Here is a 21,241-nt window from a genome sequence, read left to right on the forward strand (position 1 = left end):
GGTCGCATTGATCGTTGGCATCGATCATTTCGTGCTGACGGTGGCGTCGCTCGACGCAACCTGCGCCTTTTATCAACGCGTGCTGGGCTTCGAACGCGTCGATACGCCGGGCCGGCCGACAGCACTTGCCTTCGGCAACCAGAAGATCAATGTCCACGAGGTCAGCCGCACCTTCGAGCCGAAAGCCCAGTCGCCGACGCCAGGATCCGGGGACTTCTGCCTGATCACCGAGCGGCCGCTCGATGAATTCCTTGCCGGTCTCGAAGCCAATCACGTGACGGTGGAGCTCGGGCCGGTGGAACGCCTCGGCGCGCGGGGCCCGATGATGTCGGTCTATTTCCGCGACCCGGATGGCAACCTGGTCGAAGTCAGCCAGTATCTGCGGTAGCGTATCGATCATTTGGCTGCGACAATTAGCCGAAAACCGCTTCTCAAATTCGCCGCGATTGTCCGATGTTGGAGGAGACGGACCTTACCAAAATCTGGCGGTGCGGCCACCGCGCGGACGGCCTCCGGTTGTTGTCGGGGTTGCGGATGGCTATATCAAAGTCGCGATTGCCTTCTGGCGACCGTAAAGCGCAAGATATGGTGGTCGAAGCCCGGCTGGAACAGCCGGCGTGTAGGCTGTGAATTGTCGGGAATAGGAAGACAGTGCTTTTTCGTCGCCGCAAGCCTGATGGCCTTTTCGAGCGGGTGCGCACCTATTTGTGGCCGCGCCGTTCGTTTTCGCGCTCGCTTCAATATTTCTCCAAGCGCATTCTGCGGCTGAAGGCCACCCCGCACGCGGTGGCGGCGGGCGTCGCCGCAGGTGTCTTTGCTTCGTTCTTCCCCGTCGGTTTCCACTTCATCATTGCCGCCGTTCTGTGTTGGGTGATCGCCGGCAATCTGGTGGCAGCTGCTCTCGGAGCTGTTTTCTTCGGCAATCCGCTGACCTTTCCGCTCTTGTGGGGCGCATCCTGGGAAACCGGCAAGCTCATCCTGCACGATCGCCTGCCGGCGCATGGCCCGCCGGCGCATCTGGGCGAGATGATGCACACGCTTTCGTTCGCCAAACTATGGCATCCCGTCCTGGAGCCGATGCTGATCGGGGCGGTGCCGCTCGGGCTGGTGTTCGGCCTGGTGTTCTACGGCATCACGCGCTGGGGCATGAATGTCTTCCGCGAACAGAGGCGCAAGCGGCTGGCCGAGCGCGCAAGACGCCGTGAGCATTCGCATCATCCCGGCGGAAGCGTCGGTTCCGCTGCCCAATGATCATCGGCATCGGCAGCGACCTGATCGACATCAGACGCATCGAGAAGTCGCTTGAGCGCCACGGCCAGCGCTTCATCCAGAGGATCTACACCGAGGTGGAGCAGGCGCGTTCGGAGAACCGGCGCGCTCGCGCGGCTTCCTATGCCAAGCGCTTTGCCGCCAAGGAGGCTTGCGCCAAGGCACTGGGCACCGGTCTGGCACAAGGGGTCTTCTGGCGTGACATGGGGGTCGTCAACCTGCCCAGCGGTGCGCCGACCATGGCGCTCACCGGCGGGGCGCTGGCGCGGCTGGAAAAGATCCTGCCCCAAGGCCATCAGGCTGCCATCCACCTCACCATCACGGATGATTTTCCGCTCGCTCAAGCCTTTGTGATCATCGAGGCGGTGCCCGTCGAAGAAGCGCCACATTGATTGCATCTGACGACCGGCATTGACGTTGCCCAGCGCGCGCCGAGACTCTATACCATCCAACGCACAATCGAGGACGACATGAGCGTGGCTGAAAAATCCCAGAAGAAATCCGGCGGGCTTGGCGAAACCGTCAGCGTCATCGTCCAGGCGCTTTTGCTCGCCCTGGTCATTCGCACGCTGCTTTTCCAGCCGTTCTCGATCCCGTCGGGCTCGATGCGGCCGACGCTTCTGGAAGGCGACTATCTGTTCGTCACCAAATGGTCCTATGGTTATTCACGCTATTCGCTGCCTTTTGGGCCGGACATTTTCTCGGGCCGCATCTGGGGCTCAGAGCCCAAGCGTGGCGACGTGGTGGTATTCAAGTTCCCGCCGGATCCGTCCGTCGACTACATCAAGCGCGTCATTGGCCTGCCCGGCGACAAGATCCAGATGAAGGATGGCCAAGTGTTCATCAACGGCGTCGGCGTGCCGCGCGTCAAGACCGGCCAGATCGACAATCCCGACATCACGGAAAAGGATTATCCCATCGACGTCTATCGCGAGACGCTGCCCGATGGCGTCAGCTACGACACGCTGGACCTGTCGCCGAACTCGATCGGCGACAACACCCGCGAATTCGACGTGCCGCCGGGCCACTATTTCATGATGGGCGACAACAGGGACAATTCCGCCGACAGCCGCTTCACCGTCGGTTATGTTCCGGCCGAGAACCTGGTCGGCCGCGCCAACCTTGTCTTCTTCTCGATCGCCGGCAAGGCAAGCCCGCTCGAAATCTGGAAATGGCCGTCGCTGATGCGCGCTTCGCGCCTGTTCCATTTCGTCAACTAGGGCCATGGCGGCGCCAAAACGGTTGACCGCCGATGCGCTCGCCGAAGCGCTTGCGGAACGCACGGGCCATGCCTTCGCCGACCGCCAGCGCCTGCAGCGTGCGCTTACCCATGCCAGTGCGCGCGGTGCCAATTCGGGCGCCGATTATGAACGGTTCGAATTTCTCGGCGACCGGGTTCTTGGCCTTGTAGTCGCCGATATGCTGTTGGCTGCCTTTCCCGATGCCGCGGAAGGGGAATTGTCGCTGCGGCTCAATGCGTTGGTCAATGCCGAGGCGCTGTCTGATATCGCCGAGCATATCGGGTTGCCGGACCTGATCCATGCCGGATCGGACGTGCGCGGGCTCGAGGGACGCAAGCGCGTCAACCTGCGCGCCGATGCGTTGGAATCATTGATCGCCGTGCTCTATCTCGACGGTGGTCTGGAAGCGGCCCGCGTGTTCATTCACAAATACTGGCAGCCGCGTTCGCAGGCCTCGGGCGCGGCACGCCGCGACGCCAAGACCGAATTGCAGGAATGGGCGCATCAGGCGGCGGGTGCTGTTCCCGCCTATCAGGTCGACGGCCGGGAAGGCCCCGATCACGATCCGCTGTTTACCGTCAGCGTCAAGGTCGGCGCGTTTCAGCCGGCAACCGGCAGCGGCCGCTCCAAGCGCGAGGCCGAACAGGCCGCCGCCACCGCCCTTCTGGTTCGCGAAGGCGTCTGGGTTCATGAAGGGAGTGCGGCATGACCGCCGAAGACACTGCAGCCGCTCCTGTTACGCATTCCGGCTTCGTCGCGCTGATCGGCGCGCCCAATGCCGGCAAGTCGACGCTGGTCAACCAACTTGTCGGCGCCAAGGTCTCGATCGTCACCCATAAGGTGCAGACGACACGCGCCATCGTGCGCGGTATCGCCACGCACGACAACGCGCAGATCGTCTTTGTCGACACACCGGGCATCTTCAAGCCCAAGCGGCGGCTGGATACGGCAATGGTGACCACCGCCTGGGGCGGCGCCAAGGACGCCGATATCGTGTTGCTGCTGATCGATGCGGAACGCGGCATCAGGGGCGACGCCGATGCCATCCTCGAACGGCTGAAGGACGTGCGCCAGCCGATGGCGCTGATCCTCAACAAGGTCGACCGCGTCAAGCCGGAGGCGCTTCTGGCCCTCTCAGCGGCAGCGAACGAGAAAGTGCCGTTCCAGCGCACCTTCATGGTCTCGGCGTTGACCGGCTCCGGCTGCAAGGACCTGCTCGACTATCTGGCCCAGGCGCTGCCGGCCGGCCCGTGGTACTATCCGGAAGACCAGATTTCCGACCTGCCGATGCGCCAACTCGCGGCCGAGATCACTCGCGAAAAGCTCTATCTCAGGCTGCATCAGGAACTGCCCTATTCCTCGCACATCGAGACCGAGAAATGGGAAGAGAAGAAAGACGGCTCGGTGCGCATCGACCAGACCATCTTTGTCGAGCGCGACAGCCAGAAGAAGATCGTGCTCGGCCACAAGGGCGAGACCATCCGCGCCATCGGGCAGGCCGCGCGGATGGAAATATCAGGCATATTGGAGCAGAAGGTGCACCTGTTCCTGTTCGTAAAGGTGCGCGAGAACTGGGGCGATGATCCCGAGCGCTATCGCGAGATGGGGTTGGAGTTTCCTCATTAGGGCATGATCCCGAACAAAAGGGTCTGTTTTCGGGAAAGATCATGCTTGAGGTCACGATCGATGTCGCCTTGGTGCGCCGGCTGATTGCCGCGCAATTCCCGCATTGGAAGAATCTTGCGGTCAGGCCGGTTGATTTTGGCGGCTGGGACAACAGGACCTTTCATCTCGGCGACGAGATGACCGTGCGGTTGCCGAGCGCCGCCGCCTATTCCCTGCAAGTGGAAAAGGAACATCGCTGGCTGCCGAGGTTGGCGCCGCTGTTGCCACTGTCCATCCCCGTACCGCTGGCGATGGGCGTTCCGGCCGAGGGCTATCCCTGGCACTGGTCCGTTTATGGCTGGATCGAGGGCGAGACCGCGAAACGGGAACGTATCGCGGATCTGTCGGAATTCGCGGCGGACCTAGCTCGGTTCCTGGTTGCGTTGAGATACGTGGACGCGACCGATGGGCCAGCGCCTGGGCAGCATAATTTCTTTCGCGGCGGACCGCTGACCGTCTATGACGGCGAGACAAGGCAAGCGATCTCGGCGCTCGGCAACCGCATCGATACCGGCGCCGCCACCGCTGTCTGGGAGATAGCCCTTGCCGCGGCCTGGGAAGGTCCTTCCGTGTGGTTCCATGGCGACGTCAGCCGGGGCAACCTCCTGGTCGAAAAGGGCAGGCTAGGCGCGGTGATCGATTTTGGCACCTGCGGTGTCGGTGATCCCTCCTGCGATCTGGCAATTGCCTGGACGCTTTTCGAAGGCGAGAGCCGGGACACTTTTCGCGCCTGCCTCGCGGCAGATGAGGCGACCTGGGCGCGCGGGCGTGGCTGGGCGCTGTGGAAGGCGCTGATCATCGCCGCCGGCCACATAGACGTCGCCCGGGCCGAGATCGAAGAATCTTGGCGGGTGATCGATGCGGTGCTGATCAATCGCGAGTGTCAGGCGTGAGGGGAAGCGCGTGACGCGCCGACATCGGACGGCGTTGAGTTTCCGATGGATTAAAAAAAAGTCACTGCGGCGGGCAACTTCACATGGCCCTTCTGACGTCGGCGGAGCCCGAGGGATTGGTCAGATTTGATTCAGGGATCTGACGTCGAAAAATAAGTTATTCAATGTTTTTGTTAGAAGTAATTTTTAATTACATGAAAATAATAGAATAAATTACAGCATCAGATCAATAAATCAAAAAAATACCCAATTATTATATAAAAATGACAATGTACCATTTGTGCCGATTTGAAAATTGGTCATGGTGGGTTAGTGTTATTTGTGCAACACAGATTTAATCTGTGGTCTGAATCCGGCATATTTGTGGAATTGTCATTGAAGGCGGAAGATTGGTGGGTATGTTCGCCGCGAAAAGGGGACGCGGTGCGAGCCCTTTTTCATTGTCGGGTGAAGCGGGACAACATATCCGCCAGCCACAATTCAGAAGCCATCTTATTAACTTGACTGGAGAGGTCAGAAAATGCACATCAAGAGCCTCCTTCTCGGCTCAGCCGCGGCGCTGATCGCGGTGTCCGGCGCGCGCGCCGCGGACGCGGTCGTCGTCGCCGAACCGGAACCGGCCGAATACGTCAAGATCTGTGACGTCTACGGCGCCGGTTACTTCTATATCCCGGGCACCGAGACCTGCCTGCGCATCGGCGGCTATGTCCGCTATGATATCGGCGTCGGCGATTCCGGCTCGTTCGATGGCGTCAACCATGTCCAGGACCATCAGAACGCCAACGACGATCACTCGACCTACTACAAGAACACCCGCTTCACGCTGAAGACCTGGACCGGTCAGGAAACCGAGCTCGGTACCCTGAAGACCTACACCGAGACCCGCTTCAACTACGGCAACTCCTCGGGCGACTATGAAGATTCGGCCAGCACCGATTGGACGGGCCGTAACAAGTCGCTCTCGCTGCGTTTCGCCTGGATCCAACTCGGTGGTCTGCGCGTCGGTAAGGACGATACGGCTTTCGACACGTTCATCGGCTATGCCGGCAACGTCATCCAGGATACGCTAGTGCCCTACGGCGGGCAGGAGAGCAACGTCGTCCAATACTACTTCGACGCAGGCAACGGTTTCTCGGGCATGGTCTCCCTCGAAGAAGGCGCCGGCGTCGTGGGCACCATCGACAGCTATGTTCCGCATGTCGTCGGCGGCTTGAAGTACAAGGGCGACTGGGGTGCGATCACCGGCGTCGTGGCCTATGACAGCAACTACGAAGAAGTCGCTGGCAAGGTTCGCCTTGACGTCAAGGCAACCAACGAATTGTCGCTGTTCATCATGGCTGGCTACGGCACCGACGACAATCTCACCGACGATGCGAACAACGCCATCGATGCACACGGTCGCGGCTTCTACAAACAGTGGGGCGGCAACTGGGCAATCTGGGGTGGCGGCACCTACAAGTTCAACGACAAGACCTCGTTCAACGCCCAGATCTCCTATGACGACTGGAAGAATCTCGGCATCGCCGCGAACGTTGCCTATACCGTTGTGCCCGGCTTTACGGTCACGGCTGAAGTCGATTACCTCAATGCAGGAAAATTCGACGACGTCGACTTCAACAACTGGACCAAGGCCAACAAGAAGAGCAGCGTCGGCGGCATTCTCCGCTTCCAGCGCTCGTTCTAACGGATCGACTGACCTTACCAGACCGCCCGCAGCGTATCGCTGTGGGCGGTTTTTTGCGCGCTGTCCCGGAGCCAGCCCGTCTGAGCACCAGCGCCTCATCTTGATTTCGCCATCCAACGGGTGAAAAGCTCGGGCATGGAATGGCGCGACGAGGGAATCATTCTCGGCACCCGCAAGCATGGCGAAACCAGCGCCATTCTCGAGGTGATGACGCGTGCGCATGGCCGCCATCTCGGCCTCGTGCGCGGCGGCCGCTCGCGCAAGCAGCAGCCCGTTCTCCAGCCCGGCAATCGCGTCGATCTCTTGTGGCGCGCGCGCCTCGACGAGCATCTGGGCACCTTCCAGGCCGAAGCGATCGAAATGAATGCCGCCCGGCTGATGGACAGTGCCATCGCCGTCTACGGCCTTCAGACCATGGCGGCGCATCTGCGCCTGCTGCCCGAGCGTGACGCCCATGGCGGCCTCTTCGAGGCGCTTTCGGTGATGATCGTCCACCTGGACGATGCCGATGCCGCCGGCGAGCTGGTGGCGCGTTTCGAACTTCTGATCCTTGATGAACTCGGCTTCGGCCTCGATCTCAGCCAATGCGCCGCCACCGGTACAAGGCAGGATCTTGCCTATGTCTCGCCGAAGTCGGGACGCGCGGTGTCGCGTGAAGCCGGCGCGCCGTGGCACGACAAGATGCTGGTGCTGCCTGCATTTCTGCAGCGCGGCTCCGGCATGCGCGCGAACCGTGCGGCGATCGCGGACGCCTTCCGCTTGACCGGTTTCTTCTTCACCCGCCATGTTTACGAGCCGCGCGGCATCGATCAGCCTGACGCGCGCGCCGGCTTTCTTGCAGCGCTGCGCAAGCACCACGCGACGCACAAGCCCATCGCCGGAGAGAACGCGGCCGGGGAAATCATCAGATGAGCGAAGTCGAACTCTATCCGGGCCGGGTCTCGCCACTCGGCCTCGGCACCATTCCTCATGCCGACATCCTGAAATACACCGGCCTGGAATTGCTTCAGCGAATCATCGACGGCAAATATCCGGCATCGCCGATCTCCTTCCAGCTCAGCTTCGCCTTGACCGAAGTGTCGGAAGGCCGCGCCGTATTTCGCGGCGTGCCGGACGAACGCCATCTCAACCCGCTGGGCAGCGTGCATGGCGGTTGGGCGGCGACGCTGCTCGATTCGGCGTTGGGCTGCGCCGTTCAGACGCTGCTCGAAAAGGGTGAGGCCTACACGACGGCCGAGTTCAAGGTGAACCTGACGCGGCCGATCACGCCCAGGACCGGCGAGGTGGTTTGTGAAGGCAAGGTGGTTCACAAGGGCCGCACGCTTGCCGTTTCCGAGGCGACGCTGAAGGGCGCCGGCGGCAAGCTGCTGGCTTTCGGTACCGAGACATGTTCGATATTTCCGGCAGCCAATCTGGCGGCACGTTGAGTTTTCAGCCGTTTGGCCGCCGCATTTGAATGTCAGTGAGACGAAATGTCAGTGAAAACTGGCCTGGTTTGGGGGAACCGCCATGTTTGAAAGCCTGATCGGCCTTGTCGCCATCATCGCCTTGTTCGTCATCATTTCGCGCCAGCAGAGCCGGATCGGTCTGATCGAGCGCGAGCTTGGCGCGCTGCGCAGTCTCGTGCTTTCGGGCGTCGTGCCGCCCGTGGTCAGGCTGTCGGACCAGGAGGCGGCCGAGGGCAAGGCGCACACGTCATCGGTGGCCGCGCCCGCGGCCGACATCGCCCCGGCAGCAATCAGCGATCCGGCACCCGCGATGGTACAGGCCATGGAGGTGGAAATCCCGGCCGGCGAGAGTGTGCCCGGTCCCTGGAGCGCGCCCGAGGCAGCACCGGAAACGCCGGAGGTCGTGCCGGCCGCGGCCGCCCAGGCCGCCCGGCAGTCCGATGTCGAAACCGCGCTCGGCACGCGTTGGGCGGTCTGGGTCGGCGGCATCGCGCTTGCTCTCGGCGGCTTGTTCCTGATCCGCTACACCATCGAGGCCGGCATTTTCGGACCCGGCGTGCGGCTCACCATGGCGGCCGTGCTCGGGTTGGTGCTGGTCGCCGGCGGCGAGTTCATTCGCCGCACCGGCTTCAAGGTGCCGGTGCAAGGTGTTGCCGGCGCCTATATTCCGGCGATTCTGACGGCGGCCGGTGCCTTCATCCTGTTCGGCACCGTCTATGCCGCCCATGGCGTTTACGGCTTCATCGGCCCGGCTCTTGCCTTCACGCTGCTCGGTGCGATCGGTATTGCGACCATCGCCGCCGCGCTCGTCCATGGCCAGGCGCTGGCTGGCATCGGTCTTGTCGGCGCTATGGTGACCCCGGTGCTGATCGCTTCGCAAGCGCCCAATCCCTGGGCATTGTTCGGCTATCTCGCCATCGTACTCGCGGCCACCGGCGTCATCGCCCGCATGCGCGACTGGCAAGCGCTGATGGCGGCCGCCTTTTTCGGCACCGGCATCTGGACCATCCTCTACATGACCGACGCGCCGGGCGCGGACCTCTCCGCCATCCTGTTCATCGACGCCGTCACGCTGGCCGTGCTGGCTCTTGTCTGGCTGAGCGGTCGGGGCAGCGAAGCGGAAAGCGGCTTCGACTGGCCATCGATCGTGCCGGGGGCTTTCATCGCGTTTTCGGCGCTCGGCCTGTCGGTCGACGCGACATTTGTCGCGGCAGGCTATGCCTTGCCAGGCGCCTTGGTTCTCGTCGCCCTTCTCGCCACCGCATTCTTCCGGCCGCGCGCGGTGCCGCTGCTGCACGCAGCCGGGCTGGTGACGGTGATGATCCATCTCGGCATCATTCCGCCCGCCACCATTGGCTCCGATTTGTCCCAGGGCAATCTGGGCTTTGACGGCTTGCCGGTGGCGGCCGGAAATGCCTTGACGCTGCGTATCGGTATTGGCCTCGGCCTTGTCTTCCTTGCCGCCGGCTTGTGGGCCGCGCGCCGCTTTGCCGCCTCGGCACGGATCCGAGCGGCCTCTTGGGCAGCATGGGGCGTCATCGCGCCTCTGGTCATCCTGCTGGCGCTCTGGCTCACCTTCGGCAATCTCGACCGTGATTTTGCATACGCTGCGGTCGCGGCCCTGCTGGTCGTGATCCTCGCCGCCGGCGGCGAGTGGATCGCGCGGGCCGAGGAACCACCGCTCGAGGGCGGTGCCGCAGTGTCCTTTGCCCTGGGCGGCGCAGCAGTTGCCGGCCTCCTGATGCTGCATATGGCTTTTGGTTCCGGCTGGACCACCATCCTGCTCGGCGCCGCGGCGATCATGCCGGCGCTCGCCACGCGCCGGCGCTCTTATCCTGTGCTCGGCTGGATTTCAGTCGCCGCCGTCATCGCGGTGCTTGGCCGCGTCGCCTTCGACCCGACGATTGTCGGCGCCGGGTTCTTGTCAACGACACCGGTCTTCAACTGGTTGCTGCCAGGCTATGGCGTGCCGGCGCTCGCCTTCGGCTTCGCGGCCTGGCAACTCGCCCACACCACCAATGGCCGACCGCGCCTCGCCATGGAGGCCGCGGCGGCGCTGTTTACGCTGCTCACACTCGCCATGCTGGTGCGCCACGCCATGCATGGCGGCGTCATCAACAGCGATGCGCCGACGCTTGCCGAACAGGCAATCTACACGCTGATCGCCATCGGCGCTGGTGGCATCCTGATCGCCATCGACAGGCGCACGCCAAGCTCGGTGCTGCGCTATGGTTCGATGGCGCTGGGTGTCGCTTCGGCCGCCTTCGTCGTCATCCAGCATTTCCTGGTGCTCAATCCGCTGTTCACTGACGAATCGACCGGTCGGATCCCGGTTTTCAATCTTTTGTTCCTGGCCTATCTCCTGCCGGCCGTCGCCGCTGGCGGCCTGGCGCTCTATAGCAGGGGCAAGCGGCCGAAATGGTATTCGGCCATGCTGGCGCTGGTGGCGGCGCTGCTTGCCTTCGCCTATGCCACGCTCTCGGTGAGGCGCCTGTTCAAGGGCGAGTTCATTGGCTTGTGGAGCGGCCTTGGCCAGTTGGAGACCTATACCTATTCGGCACTCTGGCTGGTGATCGGCGTGGCGCTGCTCACGGCTGGCGTCTGGCTGAAATCGCAGGTGCTGCGCATTGCTTCGGCCGGGCTGATCGCGGTTGCCGTGCTGAAGGTCTTTCTCTTCGACATGTCCGAACTGGAAGGCGTGCTCAGGGCGCTGTCCTTCATTGGCCTGGGCGCGGTGCTGATCGGCATCGGCCTGTTCTATCAGCGGCTTTTGACGCGGGCGGCGAAGGAAAAAGGATAATCGCCCGCGAATCATTGGGTTTTCTTGCCGGTCGGGAATAAACCGGCAGCAGCCAGCGTTATCTCGTTGCTTGGGTGACCGGAGCGGCGGACCGCTTCGCGCTGGCCGCTTGCGCCGTGCCGGGAAGGCGCGTTCAATCGGAATCAACAAGGGCGATCTCAGAACCAGCGGTCATGGACGAAAAGAAGGCAGCAATCCTTGGCGAAATACCGCGCCTGCGCCGCTACGCACGCTCGCTTCTGCGCGACCGTGATTCTGCCGACGACCTCGTTCAGGACTGCCTCGAGCGTGCACTGTTGCGGCTCGACAACTGGCAGACAGGAGAAAGCCCCAGGAGGTGGCTGTTTACGATCATGCATCATTTGTTCATCGACCAGATGCGCAAGGTGAACCGCCGCGGCGAAGCGGCGATGCTGCCGCTGGAGGCGGGCGAGGCGGTTGCCCAGCCGCCCGAACAGTTGGAGGGCATTGCTTCGCGCGAGATCATCAACGCATTGCAGGCGATCAGCCCCGATCGCCGCGCGGCCCTGGTCATGGTCGCCATCGAGGGATTTTCCTATGCCGAAGCCGCCAACATTCTGGGTGTGCCCGCGGGCACGCTGATGTCGCGCATCGCGCGTGGGCGTGAGGAACTGCGCGGGTTGCTGGACGACACAGCGCGCCGCCGCGCCATAAGGATCGTCGAGAAATGATCCGCCGCGACTTTTCCGAACGGGACATTCACATGGCGCTCGACGGCGAACTGCCGGCCGATGAGCGTGCCGCCTATGATGCCTGGCTCGATGCCAATCCGGAGATGAAGGCGAGGAGCGTCCGCTTCACCGCCGACCGCGAGGCATTGCGTGCCGCCTTTGCCGGCGTGCTGGATGAGCCTGTTCCCGCGCGCTTGCGCAAGGTGGTGCTCGGCGAAGCGCCTGTTAAGGCAGCGGCGCCACGCTCGCGCTGGTGGCTTGCCGCCGCCGCGGCGGTGTTTCTGACCACGGGCGGATTTGGCGGCTACTTTGCCGGCATCGGCGGACTCGGGCAGGAGGATCCGGCGGAGGATCGGCTCGCCGAACAGGCGATCGCCGCCCATGTCATCTATGCCGCCGAGAAGCTGCATGCGGTGGAAGTGCCGGCCAGCGACAAGGATCATTTGCAGACCTGGCTGTCCAACCGGGTCGGCCTGAAGCTGGTGGCGCCGGATCTGAGCGCGAACGGGTTCCAACTGGTTGGTGGCCGGTTGCTGCCGGCCGGTGAAAGCAAGGCGGCAATGCTGCTCTACGAAGACGACAAGGGCGAGCGCATATCCCTCTTCGTGACGGCGGAATCGACGGAGAATGCCAAGGGTACCTACGCTTCGGCGCAGGACGGTCCGCAGGCCGTCTATTGGCTGGACAAGGGCTATGGCTGTGCCGTCGTCGGTTCGCTGCCGCGCGAGCAATTGGCGGCCGTGGCCAAGAGTGCGTATGGGCAGCTTCTGGCCGGTCTCGCCAGTTGAGCCGGCGGCGATCTCGGCTTGAAACAGCGATTCCGTTCAAAGCTTGTCAGCTTCCCTGCCGCCGCGGAAACTGTCACAATTCGGCCCTAATCAAGGAGCGATAGCGCTTGATGAATACCGGCGCTTCGGCCGGTGTTTGCGACGCTTTGACTGGGGCCGTTTCCGCAACGCAATCGAGGTTTTCTCAAGCCGCATGCCTGCCGAGATCCGCACGGCCCGCGCGTCTGACGTCGATGACCTCGCCGCCATCGAGAAAGCTGTCTTCTCGAGCGACCGCATTTCCCGCCGCTCCTTCCGCCAGTTCATCGAGCGCGAGACCGCCGAGACGCTGGTCGCCGAAATCGATGGCCGCGTCGGCGGTTACGCGATCGTGCTTTTTCGCAAGGGCAGCGGCGTGGCACGGCTCTATTCCATAGCCGTCGGACCGTTTTTCGGCGGGCTCGGTATAGGCCGCCAATTGCTGTCCGCGGCCGAAGAGGCAGCCTTCGAACACGGCCGCATGATGCTGCGTCTCGAAGTGCGCGAAGACAATGGCCGTGCCATCCGCATCTACGAGCAGGGCGGATACCGCAAGATTGGCCGGGAGCTGGGTTACTACGAGGACGGCGCGACGGCGCTGCGCTATGAAAAGACCCTGCGCGGCGACCTTCCGGTCGCCACCAGGGTGCCATTCTATCAGCAGACCTGCGAGTTCACCTGCGGTCCATGCTGCCTGATGATGGCCATGGCCAATTTCGATCGTGGCTTCGTACCCGACCCGGTGATGGAAATCCGACTCTGGCGCGAGGCGACGACCGTCTTCATGATGTCCGGGCCGGGCGGCTGCGAACCATTCGGTCTGGCTGTCTCGGGGTATGAAAGCGGGCTCGCGGCGGAAATCTTTGTTTCCTTCTACGGCGCGTTGTTCCTGCAATCGGTGCGTAGCGAGGACAAGCGCCGGATCATGGAATTGGCCCAGGTCGACTTTCGCCGCCGAGCGGAACTTTACGGTATCCCGGTGAATTACCGTCCGTTCACCATCGACGATATCAGGGCGGCTCTCGCCGGGGGCAAACTCGTGCTGGTGCTGATCAGCGGCTTCCTGATGTTCGGCAAGAAGGTGCCGCATTGGGTGCTGGCCATCGGCGATGATGGCGACCATATTCTGATCCACGATCCGTGGGTCGAGGATGAAAGGCAGGAAACCATCCTTGATGCCGCCAACATTCCCGTGCCTTACGGCATCTTCATGAACATGGCGCAGTTCGGCCGCGACGGACTGCGTGCCGCCATCACTTTGGGAAAGAGATAATGACCTGGGTCATTCTTACCGGCAGGCAAAGCGATCTCGACCAGGTGGCGACACCGCACAAGATCATCACCAATCGCGACTATCTCGCGCATCCCTCGCTGTTCCGCGGCCAGCGGCCGAAGGTCATCAACCTGTCGAACAATTACGGCTACCAGAGCCGCGGCTATTACGCGTCGCTGCTGGCGAGTTCGCGCGGCCACAAGGTCATCCCGACCGTCGAGACGATGATCGACCTGTCGGAGCGCAAGCTCTACGAGCACGCCTTGCCGGAACTGGAACTGGCGCTCAACAAATGCCGCAAGGACCTCGGCGGCGTATTTCCGGCGAAGGTCTGCATCTTCTTCGGCATCGGCCCGTCCAAGGTCTGGGACCGTTTTGCCAAGCTGTTGTTCGACTGGTTCCGGGCGCCGGCGCTCGAAGTCCACATCAAGGACAGCGCCGAATGGGCCTCGATCCGCAAGATCGGCTTCCACCCGCTGGCGCGGATGACCGAGGACGAGGAAAAAAGCTTCATCCAGTGCCTGGAGACCTACACCAACCGAGAGTGGCGCGACACCAAGGGCCGGACGCCGGCGCGCTACACCTTCGCCACGCTGGTCGATCCGCATGAGGAATTGCCGCCGTCGGAAATCTCCTCGCTGCGCTACTGGGCCAAGATCGCCGAAAAGATGGGGGTCGAAATCGAGCCCATCACCAGGAAGGATCTCGCCAAGCTCGCGAATTACGACGCGCTGTTCATCCGCGAGACCACCTCGATTTCCAATCACACCTATCGTTTCGCCCGCCGCGCCCAGCAGGAAGGCATGCCTGTCATCGACGACCCGCTGTCGATGATCCGCTGCACCAACAAGGTCTATCTCAACGAACTGATGGCCTACAACAAAGTGCCGGTGCCGCCCACGGTGATGATCGCCGGCGCCTCTGATCTCGAACTCGCGGCGCAGACGCTGGGTTTTCCCCTGGTGTTGAAGATCCCGGATTCGTCGTTCTCGCGCGGTGTCAAGAAATGCGCCAATTTCGAGGAACTGAAGACGCTTGCCACCGAATGGCTCGAGGATTCCGATCTTTTGATCGCGCAGAAATTCATCCCGACCGAATATGACTGGCGCGTCGGCGTGCTCGGCGGCCAGCCGCTGTTTGCCGTGCACTATCTGATGGCCAAGAAGCATTGGCAGATCGTCAACCACAAGGCCAATGGCAAGCCCGACCAGGGCGGCATCAAGACCTTCACGCTGAAGGAGACGCCGTCTCATGTCGTCGAGACGGCGGTGAAGGCGGCGCGCTGCATCGGCGACGGCCTCTACGGTGTCGACCTCAAGGAGACCAAGGACGGCGTCTTCGTCATCGAGGTCAACGACAACCCCAACCTCGACCATGGCTGGGAGGATTCCGGCGAGAAGGACGAAGTCTGGGTGCGGTTGACGCAGTGGTTCCTGGAGCGGCTGGACAGGCCGGGGCGGTAATCAACCGAGGGAAGAGATGCTGTTCATCGTCATCGAGGATTTCACCGGCTGCGACCGCAAGGAAATCTATCGCCGGTTCCGCGACCGGGGCCGCCTGAAGCCGGAGGAGCTTGTCGTGCATCATAGCTGGATCGCGGCCGATATGAGCCGCTGTTTCCTGCTGGTGGAGGCCGATGATGTCACGCTCCTGCAGCGATGGGTCATCGAATGGGCTGATCTGGTCGAGTTCGAGATCGTGCCCGTGGCGACCAACAAGGACATGGTGGTGGCCTTGAGCGGGCACCTCTAGCCATCGCCCTCCTGGGTCAGCGCAGCGCCGGGGAGTCCACGGCGCGCCGGCATTCATCGATCAGCCAAGCGCGGAACGCGGCCACGACATCGCGCCTTGCGCTTCGCTCCGGGACAGTCAGGCAGTAGGGCTGTCGCAGGGCGATTGCGCTCGCGGCGGGCCGCACCAGCCTGCCGTCCTCCACCGCCTCGGCACAGTAAATCCCTTGCGCCAGCGCCACGCCCAACCCCGAAATCGCGAGGTCGAGGGCCGCGCGCGACGAATTGGCCGACAGGCCGCGCCGCAATGCCCGGCCAGATTGGGCATTCGTCGCCTCGAACCAGTTGCGCCAGGACGGAAACGAAGCGCCGGTCGGTCCCCAATCCGTGTGGATCAGCGGCAGCCCGGCGAGCGGCTCGCCGCCTGCCTTGATCATGCCGGCAAGCTTTGGCGCGCAGACCGGATAGACCGCGTCCCTAGCAATGTCCTCGGTCGGATGTTCGCGATAGTGCGGACCGTAGGAGAGCCTGATGTCGATCAGTTCGCGGTCGAACGGCACCGGGTCGTCATCGCCCCGCACCGATATGTCGGCGGCGCCATGGCTTGCGACGAAGCCGGCCAGACGCTGCGAAAGCCAGCCCATGGCCATGGATGGCGGCACCGATACGACCAGACGCGGGCGGAATGCATCGCCGCCCAGTTCGCGCGAGACGCTGCCGATCTCCTGGAAAGCCACGGTCAGCCGCGGCAACATTTCCACGCCCGCCTCGGTGAGGACAACGCGCCGGTTGATCCGCTGAAACAGCTTGCGGCCCATCTGCTCCTCCAAGGTGCGGATAAGCTGGCTGACGGCGGCAGCCGAGACCGAAAGTTCTTCCGCCGCCGCGGCAAAGCTGCCCGTACGTGCGGCGGCTTCGAAAGCCTGGAGCCCTTTCAGGGATGGGGATGTGACCATGATCGCCAGATAGATAAGCTTAGCTTATCCAAATCGCAGGAATCGTCGTTTTTGGAAAGCTTTTTCGCCGACTAGAGTGGTCTTCATCAATCTCCAGCCTGGATCGAGGCCGATGGACCATCGCGACATCATCGCGTCGCTGACGACAGAAGAGCGCAATCGCCTGACGGCCAAATCCGATGTCGCGGGCCTGTTCCAGTTCGGCGCTCACTTGGGTGCGATTGTCATCATTGGATCGCTGATCGCGGCCAAGGTGCCGTTCTGGCCATTGCTGATGCTGCCGCAAGGCATCCTGATCGTGTTCCTGTTCACGCTGCTGCATGAGTCGGTTCACCGCACGGCTTTCAATACGCAGCGGCTGAACGACGGCGTGGCGCGGCTGTGCAGCCTGGCCATCGGGCTGCCCGCCGACTGGTTCCGCTACTTCCACTTCGCTCACCACCGGTACACGCAGGATCCGGAAAACGATCCCGAGCTTGCCTTCCCGAAGCCTGAGACCTTGCGGCAATACATTGTCCACGTCTCGGGCCTGCCGGTGTGGTGGGGGCATTTCAAGACGCTGTACACCAATGCGCGTGGGGACTGCCACGATAGCTATGTGCCGCCAAAGGGCCTGCCCAAAGTGCGCGCCGAGGCACGTGCGATGATCGGGTTCTATGTCGTGGTCCTGGCGCTTGCCATCTGGTTCGAGGCAACGGTGCTGTTCTATGTCTGGATCTTGCCGGCTCTGCTCGGACAGCCATTCCTGCGGCTTTATCTGCTGGCCGAGCACGGCCGCTGCCCGTTCGTCGCGAACATGCTGGAAAACACCAGGACGACGCTGACCAATTGGGCGGTGCGCAAGCTGGCCTGGAACATGCCGTTCCATGCCGAGCATCATGCCTATCCCGGCGTGCCGTTTCACCAATTGCCGCGGTTTCACGCGCTGATCGAGCGGCACCTGAAGGTGGTCGAGCCCGGCTATGTCAGCTTCCACGAGAAATACCTGGAGACGCTGCGCTGACCTTGCGCCGATGCGTTAGCCGGTCTGGCTGCGCGGCGCACGCGCTTTCAACAGATGCTGGATGTCAGCCGCCTTCGACGGCACGCCGATCAGATAGCCTTGCGCCTCGACACAACCGTTGTCGCGCAGCATGTCGAGTTGCCTCTCGGTTTCGACGCCCTCGGCGGTGACGACGATGCCAAGTTCGGTGCCGAGACCGATGATGGAGCGAACGATCGCCGCCGTGTCGCGATTGCCCATGTCGCGAATGAATGATCGGTCGATCTTGATCTTGTCGACCGGAAAACGCCTGAGGTAGCCGAGCGAGGAATAGCCGGTCCCGAAATCGTCCAGCGCGATGCGGATACCGAGCTCACGCAACTGGCGCAGCGTTTTCAGCACGGCCTTGCTCTCGTCCATCAGTACGGTTTCGGTGATTTCCAGTTCCAACTGTCCGGCCGGGACGCCGGAAAAAGCCAGCGCCGAGATGACGGCGCGGGCAAACCCGCTGCTTTTGAGCTGCACCGCCGAGACATTGACCGCGATGCGCAAACCCGGCGGCCAGCTAGCCGCCGTCGCGCAGGCTTTCCTCAGCGCCCACTCGCCAAGCGGCACGATCAGCCCTGTCTCTTCGGCGACGGGAATGAAGTCGTCCGGCACCACCTTGCCGCGCGCCGGCGAATGCCAGCGCATCAAGGCCTCCGCGCCGATGATCTCGCCCGAGGCGATGTTCATGATGGGCTGGAAATCGAGATCGAACTCCTGGCGCGGCAGCGCGGTCTCCAGGTCGACTTCAAGCGCCCGCCGGGCCTGCACGGCGGCGTCCATTCCAGGTTCGAAGAAGCGATAGAGGTTTCGCCCTTCGCTCTTCGCCCGATAGAGCGCCGTGTCGGCGTTCTTCAGCAGCGTGTCGGCGTCACGGCCATCGGCGGGGAAAACGGCGATGCCCAGGCTGACGCCGACATGCATCTCGCGGCTCTTGTCGCGAAATGGTTTTGCGATTGCCTCGACGATGTGCTTCGCCAATTTCTCGGCATCGGCAATGCCCACGGAGTTGGATTGGATGACGACGAACTCATCGCCGCCGAAACGGGCGATCATGTCCGCATCGTCGCGCAGGCAACGCTGCAGTCTTTCGGCCACTCTCTTCAACAGCCAGTCACCGGCAGGGTGTCCCCAGGTGTCGTTCACAGCCTTGAAACGGTCGAGGTCGAGCGAGAAGATCGCGAGCGGCGTAGCGGCCACATCCTCCAGCGCATGGTCGAGCCGTTCGCGAAACATCGATCGGTTGGGCAGCCCAGTCAGCGTGTCGTGATGCGCAAGATGGATCATGCGCTCTTCGGCCAAACGGCGTTCCGTGACGTCGTCGAACGTCGCCACCCAACCGCCGCCACTCATCGGCTGGCGCACGACCAGAATCGTCCTGCCGTCGGCGAGATGGCGATACGTCGAATGCATTTTTCCCGCCCGCCGGCAGGCTTCGGTCTTGGCGACTTCGCTGTCGACGTCGATCTTCGTGTAGATGCCGAGTTCCAGCAATCGTTCGAGGGCGTCGCGGTGCGTCGTTCCAAGCGGGAAGTCGGCCGCCGTGACATTGTACAGTTCCAGAAAACGCCCGTTGCGCACGATCATCTTGCCGTCGGCGTCGTACATCAGCAGGCCTTGCGACATGTTGGCGAGCGCGGCGTCGAAGCGGCGATGCTGCTCCTTGAGATCCTGCTCGGCGCGCCGCTGTTCGGTGATGTCCTCGTAGATCGAGACCCAGCCGCCCGAAGCCAGCGGCCGGTGCGAGATAAGGATGATGCGGCCGTCCGACAGGACTTCTTCGTAGGCCGAAGGTTTCGCCTGGTCGATATAGGGCTTGCGGATGGCGTAGAGCTCATCGGCGCTTTGCGAGGCGACGCCGAGGTCGACGCTATGGCGCAGGATGTCGATGAAGCGGATGCCTGGCCGCATCACCTTGGCATCGAGGTGGAAGATGTCGATGTAGTTGCGGTTGCAGATGATCATGCGTTCATCGGCGTCGAACATGCATAGGCCATGCGACATGTTTTCGACAGCGGCTGAAAAGCGTTCGTTCTGCTCGCGCAGCTCATCTTGCATGCGGCGAGAGTGTTCCACGCCTCCGGCCGCCCGTTCCGGGACGACCGAACCATCCTTGACATCCACGACGGGCATGAGGCGCCCCTGCGGTGCTTGATCGAACACCACACTGTTGACGCTTCCGGTTAATTTAGCGTTTTCTACCCTAGCGCGGATGTCGCAACGTGATGTCTTGACGTCTCGATCGCCGAAAACCGCTTCAGGAAGGCATTCTGCGCCGAGGTCACCGAGCGTGGCGCGAAGTCGAAGCGCTCCGCGGAAAAACCGCGCGGGCGGCCGAAGAACTCCGTTGCCTCGGCGCTCGAAAAGCCGGCGAGCAGCGTTGCCTCGAAATAGGCGGCGATCTGGTCGGCGCGCTTGATCTCCTTGCGCAGGACGGCGGCCGGTTCGGGAGGCAGCGAGAAACGCAGATGGATGGCGCGCTGCAGGCGCAATTCGCAATCCTTGTAGCTGCCGCCCATCACCGACTTGAACGGCGAGATCATGTCGCCGATGACATATTCGGGGGCGTCGTGCAGCAGCGCCGCCAACTGGTCGTCGGCCGAAGCCTGGGGCACCAGTTCGTTGAACAGCGCCTCGACCAGCAGTGAATGCTGGGCGACCGAAAAGGCATGCTCGCCGCGGGTCTGGCCATTCCAGCGGGCAACGCGGGCAAGCCCATGCGCAATGTCTGAGATCTCGATGTCGAGCGGCGAGGGGTCGAGCAGGTCGAGCCTGCGGCCTGACAGCATGCGCTGCCAGGCGCGTGGTGGCGCGCCGGCGCGGTCCGCCGCCATCAGGTTTCCTCCGTGCTGACGGCTTCCTGCGGGAAACTGAATTTGGCCCAGGCAGGAATGGTGAGCGTCACCGGAGCATCGGCCGCCAGAATCGGTTGGCCAACGTCCAACGCCGCCTTGACCCGGTCTATGCGGGCAATGGCGAGCCCTGATGTGCCGGCACTTGAGCCGAGCGTGCCAACCGACCGCCCCTCGACAGTCAGTTCGGTGCCGACGGGGGGCAGGGGAAGCCCGGCCTCGACAATCAGCACGCGCCGCCTGGCCGTGCCCCGATGCTGCATGCGCGAGACCACCTCCTGGCCGACATAGCAGCCCTTCTTGAAGCCGACACCGCCCATCTCGTCGAGCAGCACGTCATGCGGGAACGCATCGCCGAGTGCATAGTCGGGTCCGCTCTCGGCAATGCCGTGGGCGATGCGAAAGGCCTGCCACGCGGCGATGTCGCCGGTATCCGCGGTGCCGGCATAGAAGCGCGTGACGCCTTCGTCGCCAAAGCGCCTGTCGGCGACCGCGGTTGAATCACTTTCTGAGGCGATTGATTCCTTTCCCCACGCGACGGTGACAAGCGTTTGTTCCGACTTGGCAATCTCGACCTTGGCGCGAAGCTTGTAGAGCATCAGCCGGCGAATGAAATCGTCTGAAACGTCGGCACGGCATTCGATGCGGAAGGCGTTTTCGCCGGCCCGCGAGATCAGGAAGTCGAACAGGATCTTGCCTTGCGGCGTCAACAGCGCGCCCGGCTTGGCCTCACCATTGCCAAGCGCATCGAGATCCGTGGTCAGGATGTTTTGCAGAAAGTGTTCGGCATCCGGGCCGGAGACGATGATGAGCGCGCGGTCTTTCAGCAGGGCAAAGGGCATGGGGCGGATAAAAGCCTGATCTTGCAAAACGGTTGGCCATTACGTAAGCCGCTGACACTCCCC

21 protein-coding genes are annotated in these 21,241 nt (G+C 62.7%); 17 read left to right on the forward strand and 4 right to left on the reverse strand.

Features of this window, described 5'->3' with window-relative positions; genetic code table 11:
• Positions 1–7: 7 nt before the first annotated feature.
• The 16 genes from EN850_RS00695 (at position 8) to EN850_RS00770 (ending at position 15,523) form a co-directional block, all read left to right on the forward strand.
• Positions 8–388 (forward strand): VOC family protein, encoded by a 381-nt coding sequence (locus EN850_RS00695; RefSeq protein WP_189524507.1) that lies wholly within the window; start codon positions 8–10, stop codon positions 386–388.
• Between the two features lie 263 nt (positions 389–651).
• On the forward strand, positions 652–1,251 hold the full coding sequence (locus EN850_RS00700; RefSeq protein ID WP_127276212.1) for a DUF2062 domain-containing protein: 600 nt from the start codon (positions 652–654) through the stop codon (positions 1,249–1,251).
• Positions 1,248–1,661 carry a holo-ACP synthase gene (gene acpS / locus EN850_RS00705; RefSeq protein WP_127276214.1) on the forward strand — a complete coding sequence of 138 codons (414 nt, stop codon included), beginning with the start codon at positions 1,248–1,250 and terminating at the stop codon, positions 1,659–1,661. The genes EN850_RS00700 and acpS overlap by 4 nt, the downstream gene beginning before the upstream one ends.
• A 78-nt stretch (positions 1,662–1,739) precedes the next feature.
• Positions 1,740–2,489: a signal peptidase I gene (gene lepB / locus EN850_RS00710; protein ID WP_027144187.1), complete on the forward strand. Its 750-nt coding sequence runs from the start codon at positions 1,740–1,742 to the stop codon at positions 2,487–2,489.
• Between the two features lie 4 nt (positions 2,490–2,493).
• Entirely contained in the window at positions 2,494–3,219 is a 726-nt protein-coding gene (gene rnc, locus EN850_RS00715) for a ribonuclease III (protein ID WP_136090392.1), read from the forward strand.
• Positions 3,216–4,136, forward strand: coding sequence for a GTPase Era (gene era, locus EN850_RS00720; protein ID WP_127276219.1), 921 nt, complete (start codon positions 3,216–3,218; stop codon positions 4,134–4,136). Before rnc ends, era begins: the two co-directional genes overlap by 4 nt.
• Before the next feature lie 41 nt (positions 4,137–4,177).
• Positions 4,178–5,068 (forward strand): aminoglycoside phosphotransferase family protein, encoded by an 891-nt coding sequence (locus EN850_RS00725; RefSeq protein WP_189590927.1) that lies wholly within the window; start codon positions 4,178–4,180, stop codon positions 5,066–5,068.
• Between the two features lie 520 nt (positions 5,069–5,588).
• Positions 5,589–6,752: a porin gene (locus tag EN850_RS00730; protein WP_136090394.1), complete on the forward strand. Its 1,164-nt coding sequence runs from the start codon at positions 5,589–5,591 to the stop codon at positions 6,750–6,752.
• Positions 6,753–6,887: 135 nt separating this feature from the next.
• A complete protein-coding gene (gene recO, locus EN850_RS00735) occupies positions 6,888–7,664 on the forward strand; it encodes a DNA repair protein RecO (protein ID WP_136090395.1) in 777 nt (258 codons plus the stop codon).
• Positions 7,661–8,179, forward strand: coding sequence for a PaaI family thioesterase (locus EN850_RS00740; RefSeq protein WP_136090396.1), 519 nt, complete (start codon positions 7,661–7,663; stop codon positions 8,177–8,179). Before recO ends, EN850_RS00740 begins: the two co-directional genes overlap by 4 nt.
• Positions 8,180–8,261: 82 nt before the next feature.
• Positions 8,262–11,000, forward strand: a complete 2,739-nt coding sequence (locus EN850_RS00745) for a DUF2339 domain-containing protein (protein ID WP_136090397.1) — start codon at positions 8,262–8,264, stop codon at positions 10,998–11,000.
• Positions 11,001–11,173: 173 nt separating this feature from the next.
• Entirely contained in the window at positions 11,174–11,692 is a 519-nt protein-coding gene (locus EN850_RS00750; protein WP_127276227.1) for an RNA polymerase sigma factor, read from the forward strand.
• Positions 11,689–12,480, forward strand: a complete 792-nt coding sequence (locus EN850_RS00755) for an anti-sigma factor (protein ID WP_136090398.1) — start codon at positions 11,689–11,691, stop codon at positions 12,478–12,480. The genes EN850_RS00750 and EN850_RS00755 overlap by 4 nt, the downstream gene beginning before the upstream one ends.
• Positions 12,481–12,673: 193 nt before the next feature.
• Positions 12,674–13,771, forward strand: coding sequence for a peptidase C39 family protein (locus EN850_RS00760; protein WP_135929076.1), 1,098 nt, complete (start codon positions 12,674–12,676; stop codon positions 13,769–13,771).
• Entirely contained in the window at positions 13,771–15,234 is a 1,464-nt protein-coding gene (locus EN850_RS00765) for a RimK family protein (RefSeq protein ID WP_127280355.1), read from the forward strand. The genes EN850_RS00760 and EN850_RS00765 overlap by 1 nt, the downstream gene beginning before the upstream one ends.
• 16 nt (positions 15,235–15,250) lie before the next feature.
• A complete protein-coding gene (locus EN850_RS00770; protein WP_127871388.1) occupies positions 15,251–15,523 on the forward strand; it encodes a DUF3303 family protein in 273 nt (90 codons plus the stop codon).
• Positions 15,524–15,539: 16 nt separating this feature from the next.
• Here EN850_RS00770 and EN850_RS00775 read toward each other — a convergent pair whose 3' ends face one another.
• A complete protein-coding gene (locus EN850_RS00775) occupies positions 15,540–16,457 on the reverse strand; it encodes a LysR substrate-binding domain-containing protein (protein WP_135863744.1) in 918 nt (305 codons plus the stop codon).
• A 112-nt stretch (positions 16,458–16,569) separates the two neighbouring features.
• Between EN850_RS00775 and EN850_RS00780 the strand changes: the two genes are divergently transcribed.
• Positions 16,570–17,460, forward strand: coding sequence for a fatty acid desaturase family protein (locus EN850_RS00780; protein WP_135915320.1), 891 nt, complete (start codon positions 16,570–16,572; stop codon positions 17,458–17,460).
• 15 nt (positions 17,461–17,475) lie between these two features.
• On the opposite strand, the gene EN850_RS00785 is transcribed toward EN850_RS00780, so the two are convergent.
• From EN850_RS00785 to EN850_RS00795, 3 genes are all read right to left on the reverse strand, one after another.
• A complete protein-coding gene (locus EN850_RS00785; protein WP_136090399.1) occupies positions 17,476–19,617 on the reverse strand; it encodes an EAL domain-containing protein in 2,142 nt (713 codons plus the stop codon).
• A 65-nt stretch (positions 19,618–19,682) separates the two neighbouring features.
• Positions 19,683–20,318, reverse strand: coding sequence for an HD family hydrolase (locus tag EN850_RS00790; protein WP_127871392.1), 636 nt, complete (start codon positions 20,316–20,318; stop codon positions 19,683–19,685).
• Positions 20,318–21,178, reverse strand: a complete 861-nt coding sequence (locus tag EN850_RS00795; RefSeq protein WP_135883352.1) for a folate-binding protein YgfZ — start codon at positions 21,176–21,178, stop codon at positions 20,318–20,320. The genes EN850_RS00790 and EN850_RS00795 overlap by 1 nt, the downstream gene beginning before the upstream one ends.
• Positions 21,179–21,241: the final 63 nt, after the last annotated feature.

Origin of the sequence: Mesorhizobium sp. M8A.F.Ca.ET.207.01.1.1, assembly GCF_004794715.1 — a bacterium.
Classification (GTDB): Bacteria; Pseudomonadota; Alphaproteobacteria; order Rhizobiales; family Rhizobiaceae; genus Mesorhizobium.

What these genes read in the sequence shown, in the direction of transcription:
- acpS (WP_127276214.1), top strand. Translation starts at nt 1,248, where the DNA reads ATGATCATCGGCATCGGCAGCGACCTGATCGACATCAGACGCATCGAG.
- lepB (WP_027144187.1), top strand. Translation starts at nt 1,740, where the DNA reads ATGAGCGTGGCTGAAAAATCCCAGAAGAAATCCGGCGGGCTTGGCGAA.
- rnc (WP_136090392.1), top strand. Translation starts at nt 2,494, where the DNA reads ATGGCGGCGCCAAAACGGTTGACCGCCGATGCGCTCGCCGAAGCGCTT.
- era (WP_127276219.1), top strand. Translation starts at nt 3,216, where the DNA reads ATGACCGCCGAAGACACTGCAGCCGCTCCTGTTACGCATTCCGGCTTC.
- EN850_RS00725 (WP_189590927.1), top strand. Translation starts at nt 4,178, where the DNA reads ATGCTTGAGGTCACGATCGATGTCGCCTTGGTGCGCCGGCTGATTGCC.
- EN850_RS00730 (WP_136090394.1), top strand. Translation starts at nt 5,589, where the DNA reads ATGCACATCAAGAGCCTCCTTCTCGGCTCAGCCGCGGCGCTGATCGCG.
- recO (WP_136090395.1), top strand. Translation starts at nt 6,888, where the DNA reads ATGGAATGGCGCGACGAGGGAATCATTCTCGGCACCCGCAAGCATGGC.
- EN850_RS00740 (WP_136090396.1), top strand. Translation starts at nt 7,661, where the DNA reads ATGAGCGAAGTCGAACTCTATCCGGGCCGGGTCTCGCCACTCGGCCTC.
- EN850_RS00745 (WP_136090397.1), top strand. Translation starts at nt 8,262, where the DNA reads ATGTTTGAAAGCCTGATCGGCCTTGTCGCCATCATCGCCTTGTTCGTC.
- EN850_RS00750 (WP_127276227.1), top strand. Translation starts at nt 11,174, where the DNA reads ATGGACGAAAAGAAGGCAGCAATCCTTGGCGAAATACCGCGCCTGCGC.
- EN850_RS00755 (WP_136090398.1), top strand. Translation starts at nt 11,689, where the DNA reads ATGATCCGCCGCGACTTTTCCGAACGGGACATTCACATGGCGCTCGAC.
- EN850_RS00760 (WP_135929076.1), top strand. Translation starts at nt 12,674, where the DNA reads ATGCCTGCCGAGATCCGCACGGCCCGCGCGTCTGACGTCGATGACCTC.
- EN850_RS00765 (WP_127280355.1), top strand. Translation starts at nt 13,771, where the DNA reads ATGACCTGGGTCATTCTTACCGGCAGGCAAAGCGATCTCGACCAGGTG.
- EN850_RS00770 (WP_127871388.1), top strand. Translation starts at nt 15,251, where the DNA reads ATGCTGTTCATCGTCATCGAGGATTTCACCGGCTGCGACCGCAAGGAA.
- EN850_RS00775 (WP_135863744.1), bottom strand. Translation starts at nt 16,457, where the DNA reads ATGGTCACATCCCCATCCCTGAAAGGGCTCCAGGCTTTCGAAGCCGCC.
- EN850_RS00780 (WP_135915320.1), top strand. Translation starts at nt 16,570, where the DNA reads ATGGACCATCGCGACATCATCGCGTCGCTGACGACAGAAGAGCGCAAT.
- EN850_RS00785 (WP_136090399.1), bottom strand. Translation starts at nt 19,617, where the DNA reads ATGCCCGTCGTGGATGTCAAGGATGGTTCGGTCGTCCCGGAACGGGCG.
- EN850_RS00790 (WP_127871392.1), bottom strand. Translation starts at nt 20,318, where the DNA reads ATGGCGGCGGACCGCGCCGGCGCGCCACCACGCGCCTGGCAGCGCATG.
- EN850_RS00795 (WP_135883352.1), bottom strand. Translation starts at nt 21,178, where the DNA reads ATGCCCTTTGCCCTGCTGAAAGACCGCGCGCTCATCATCGTCTCCGGC.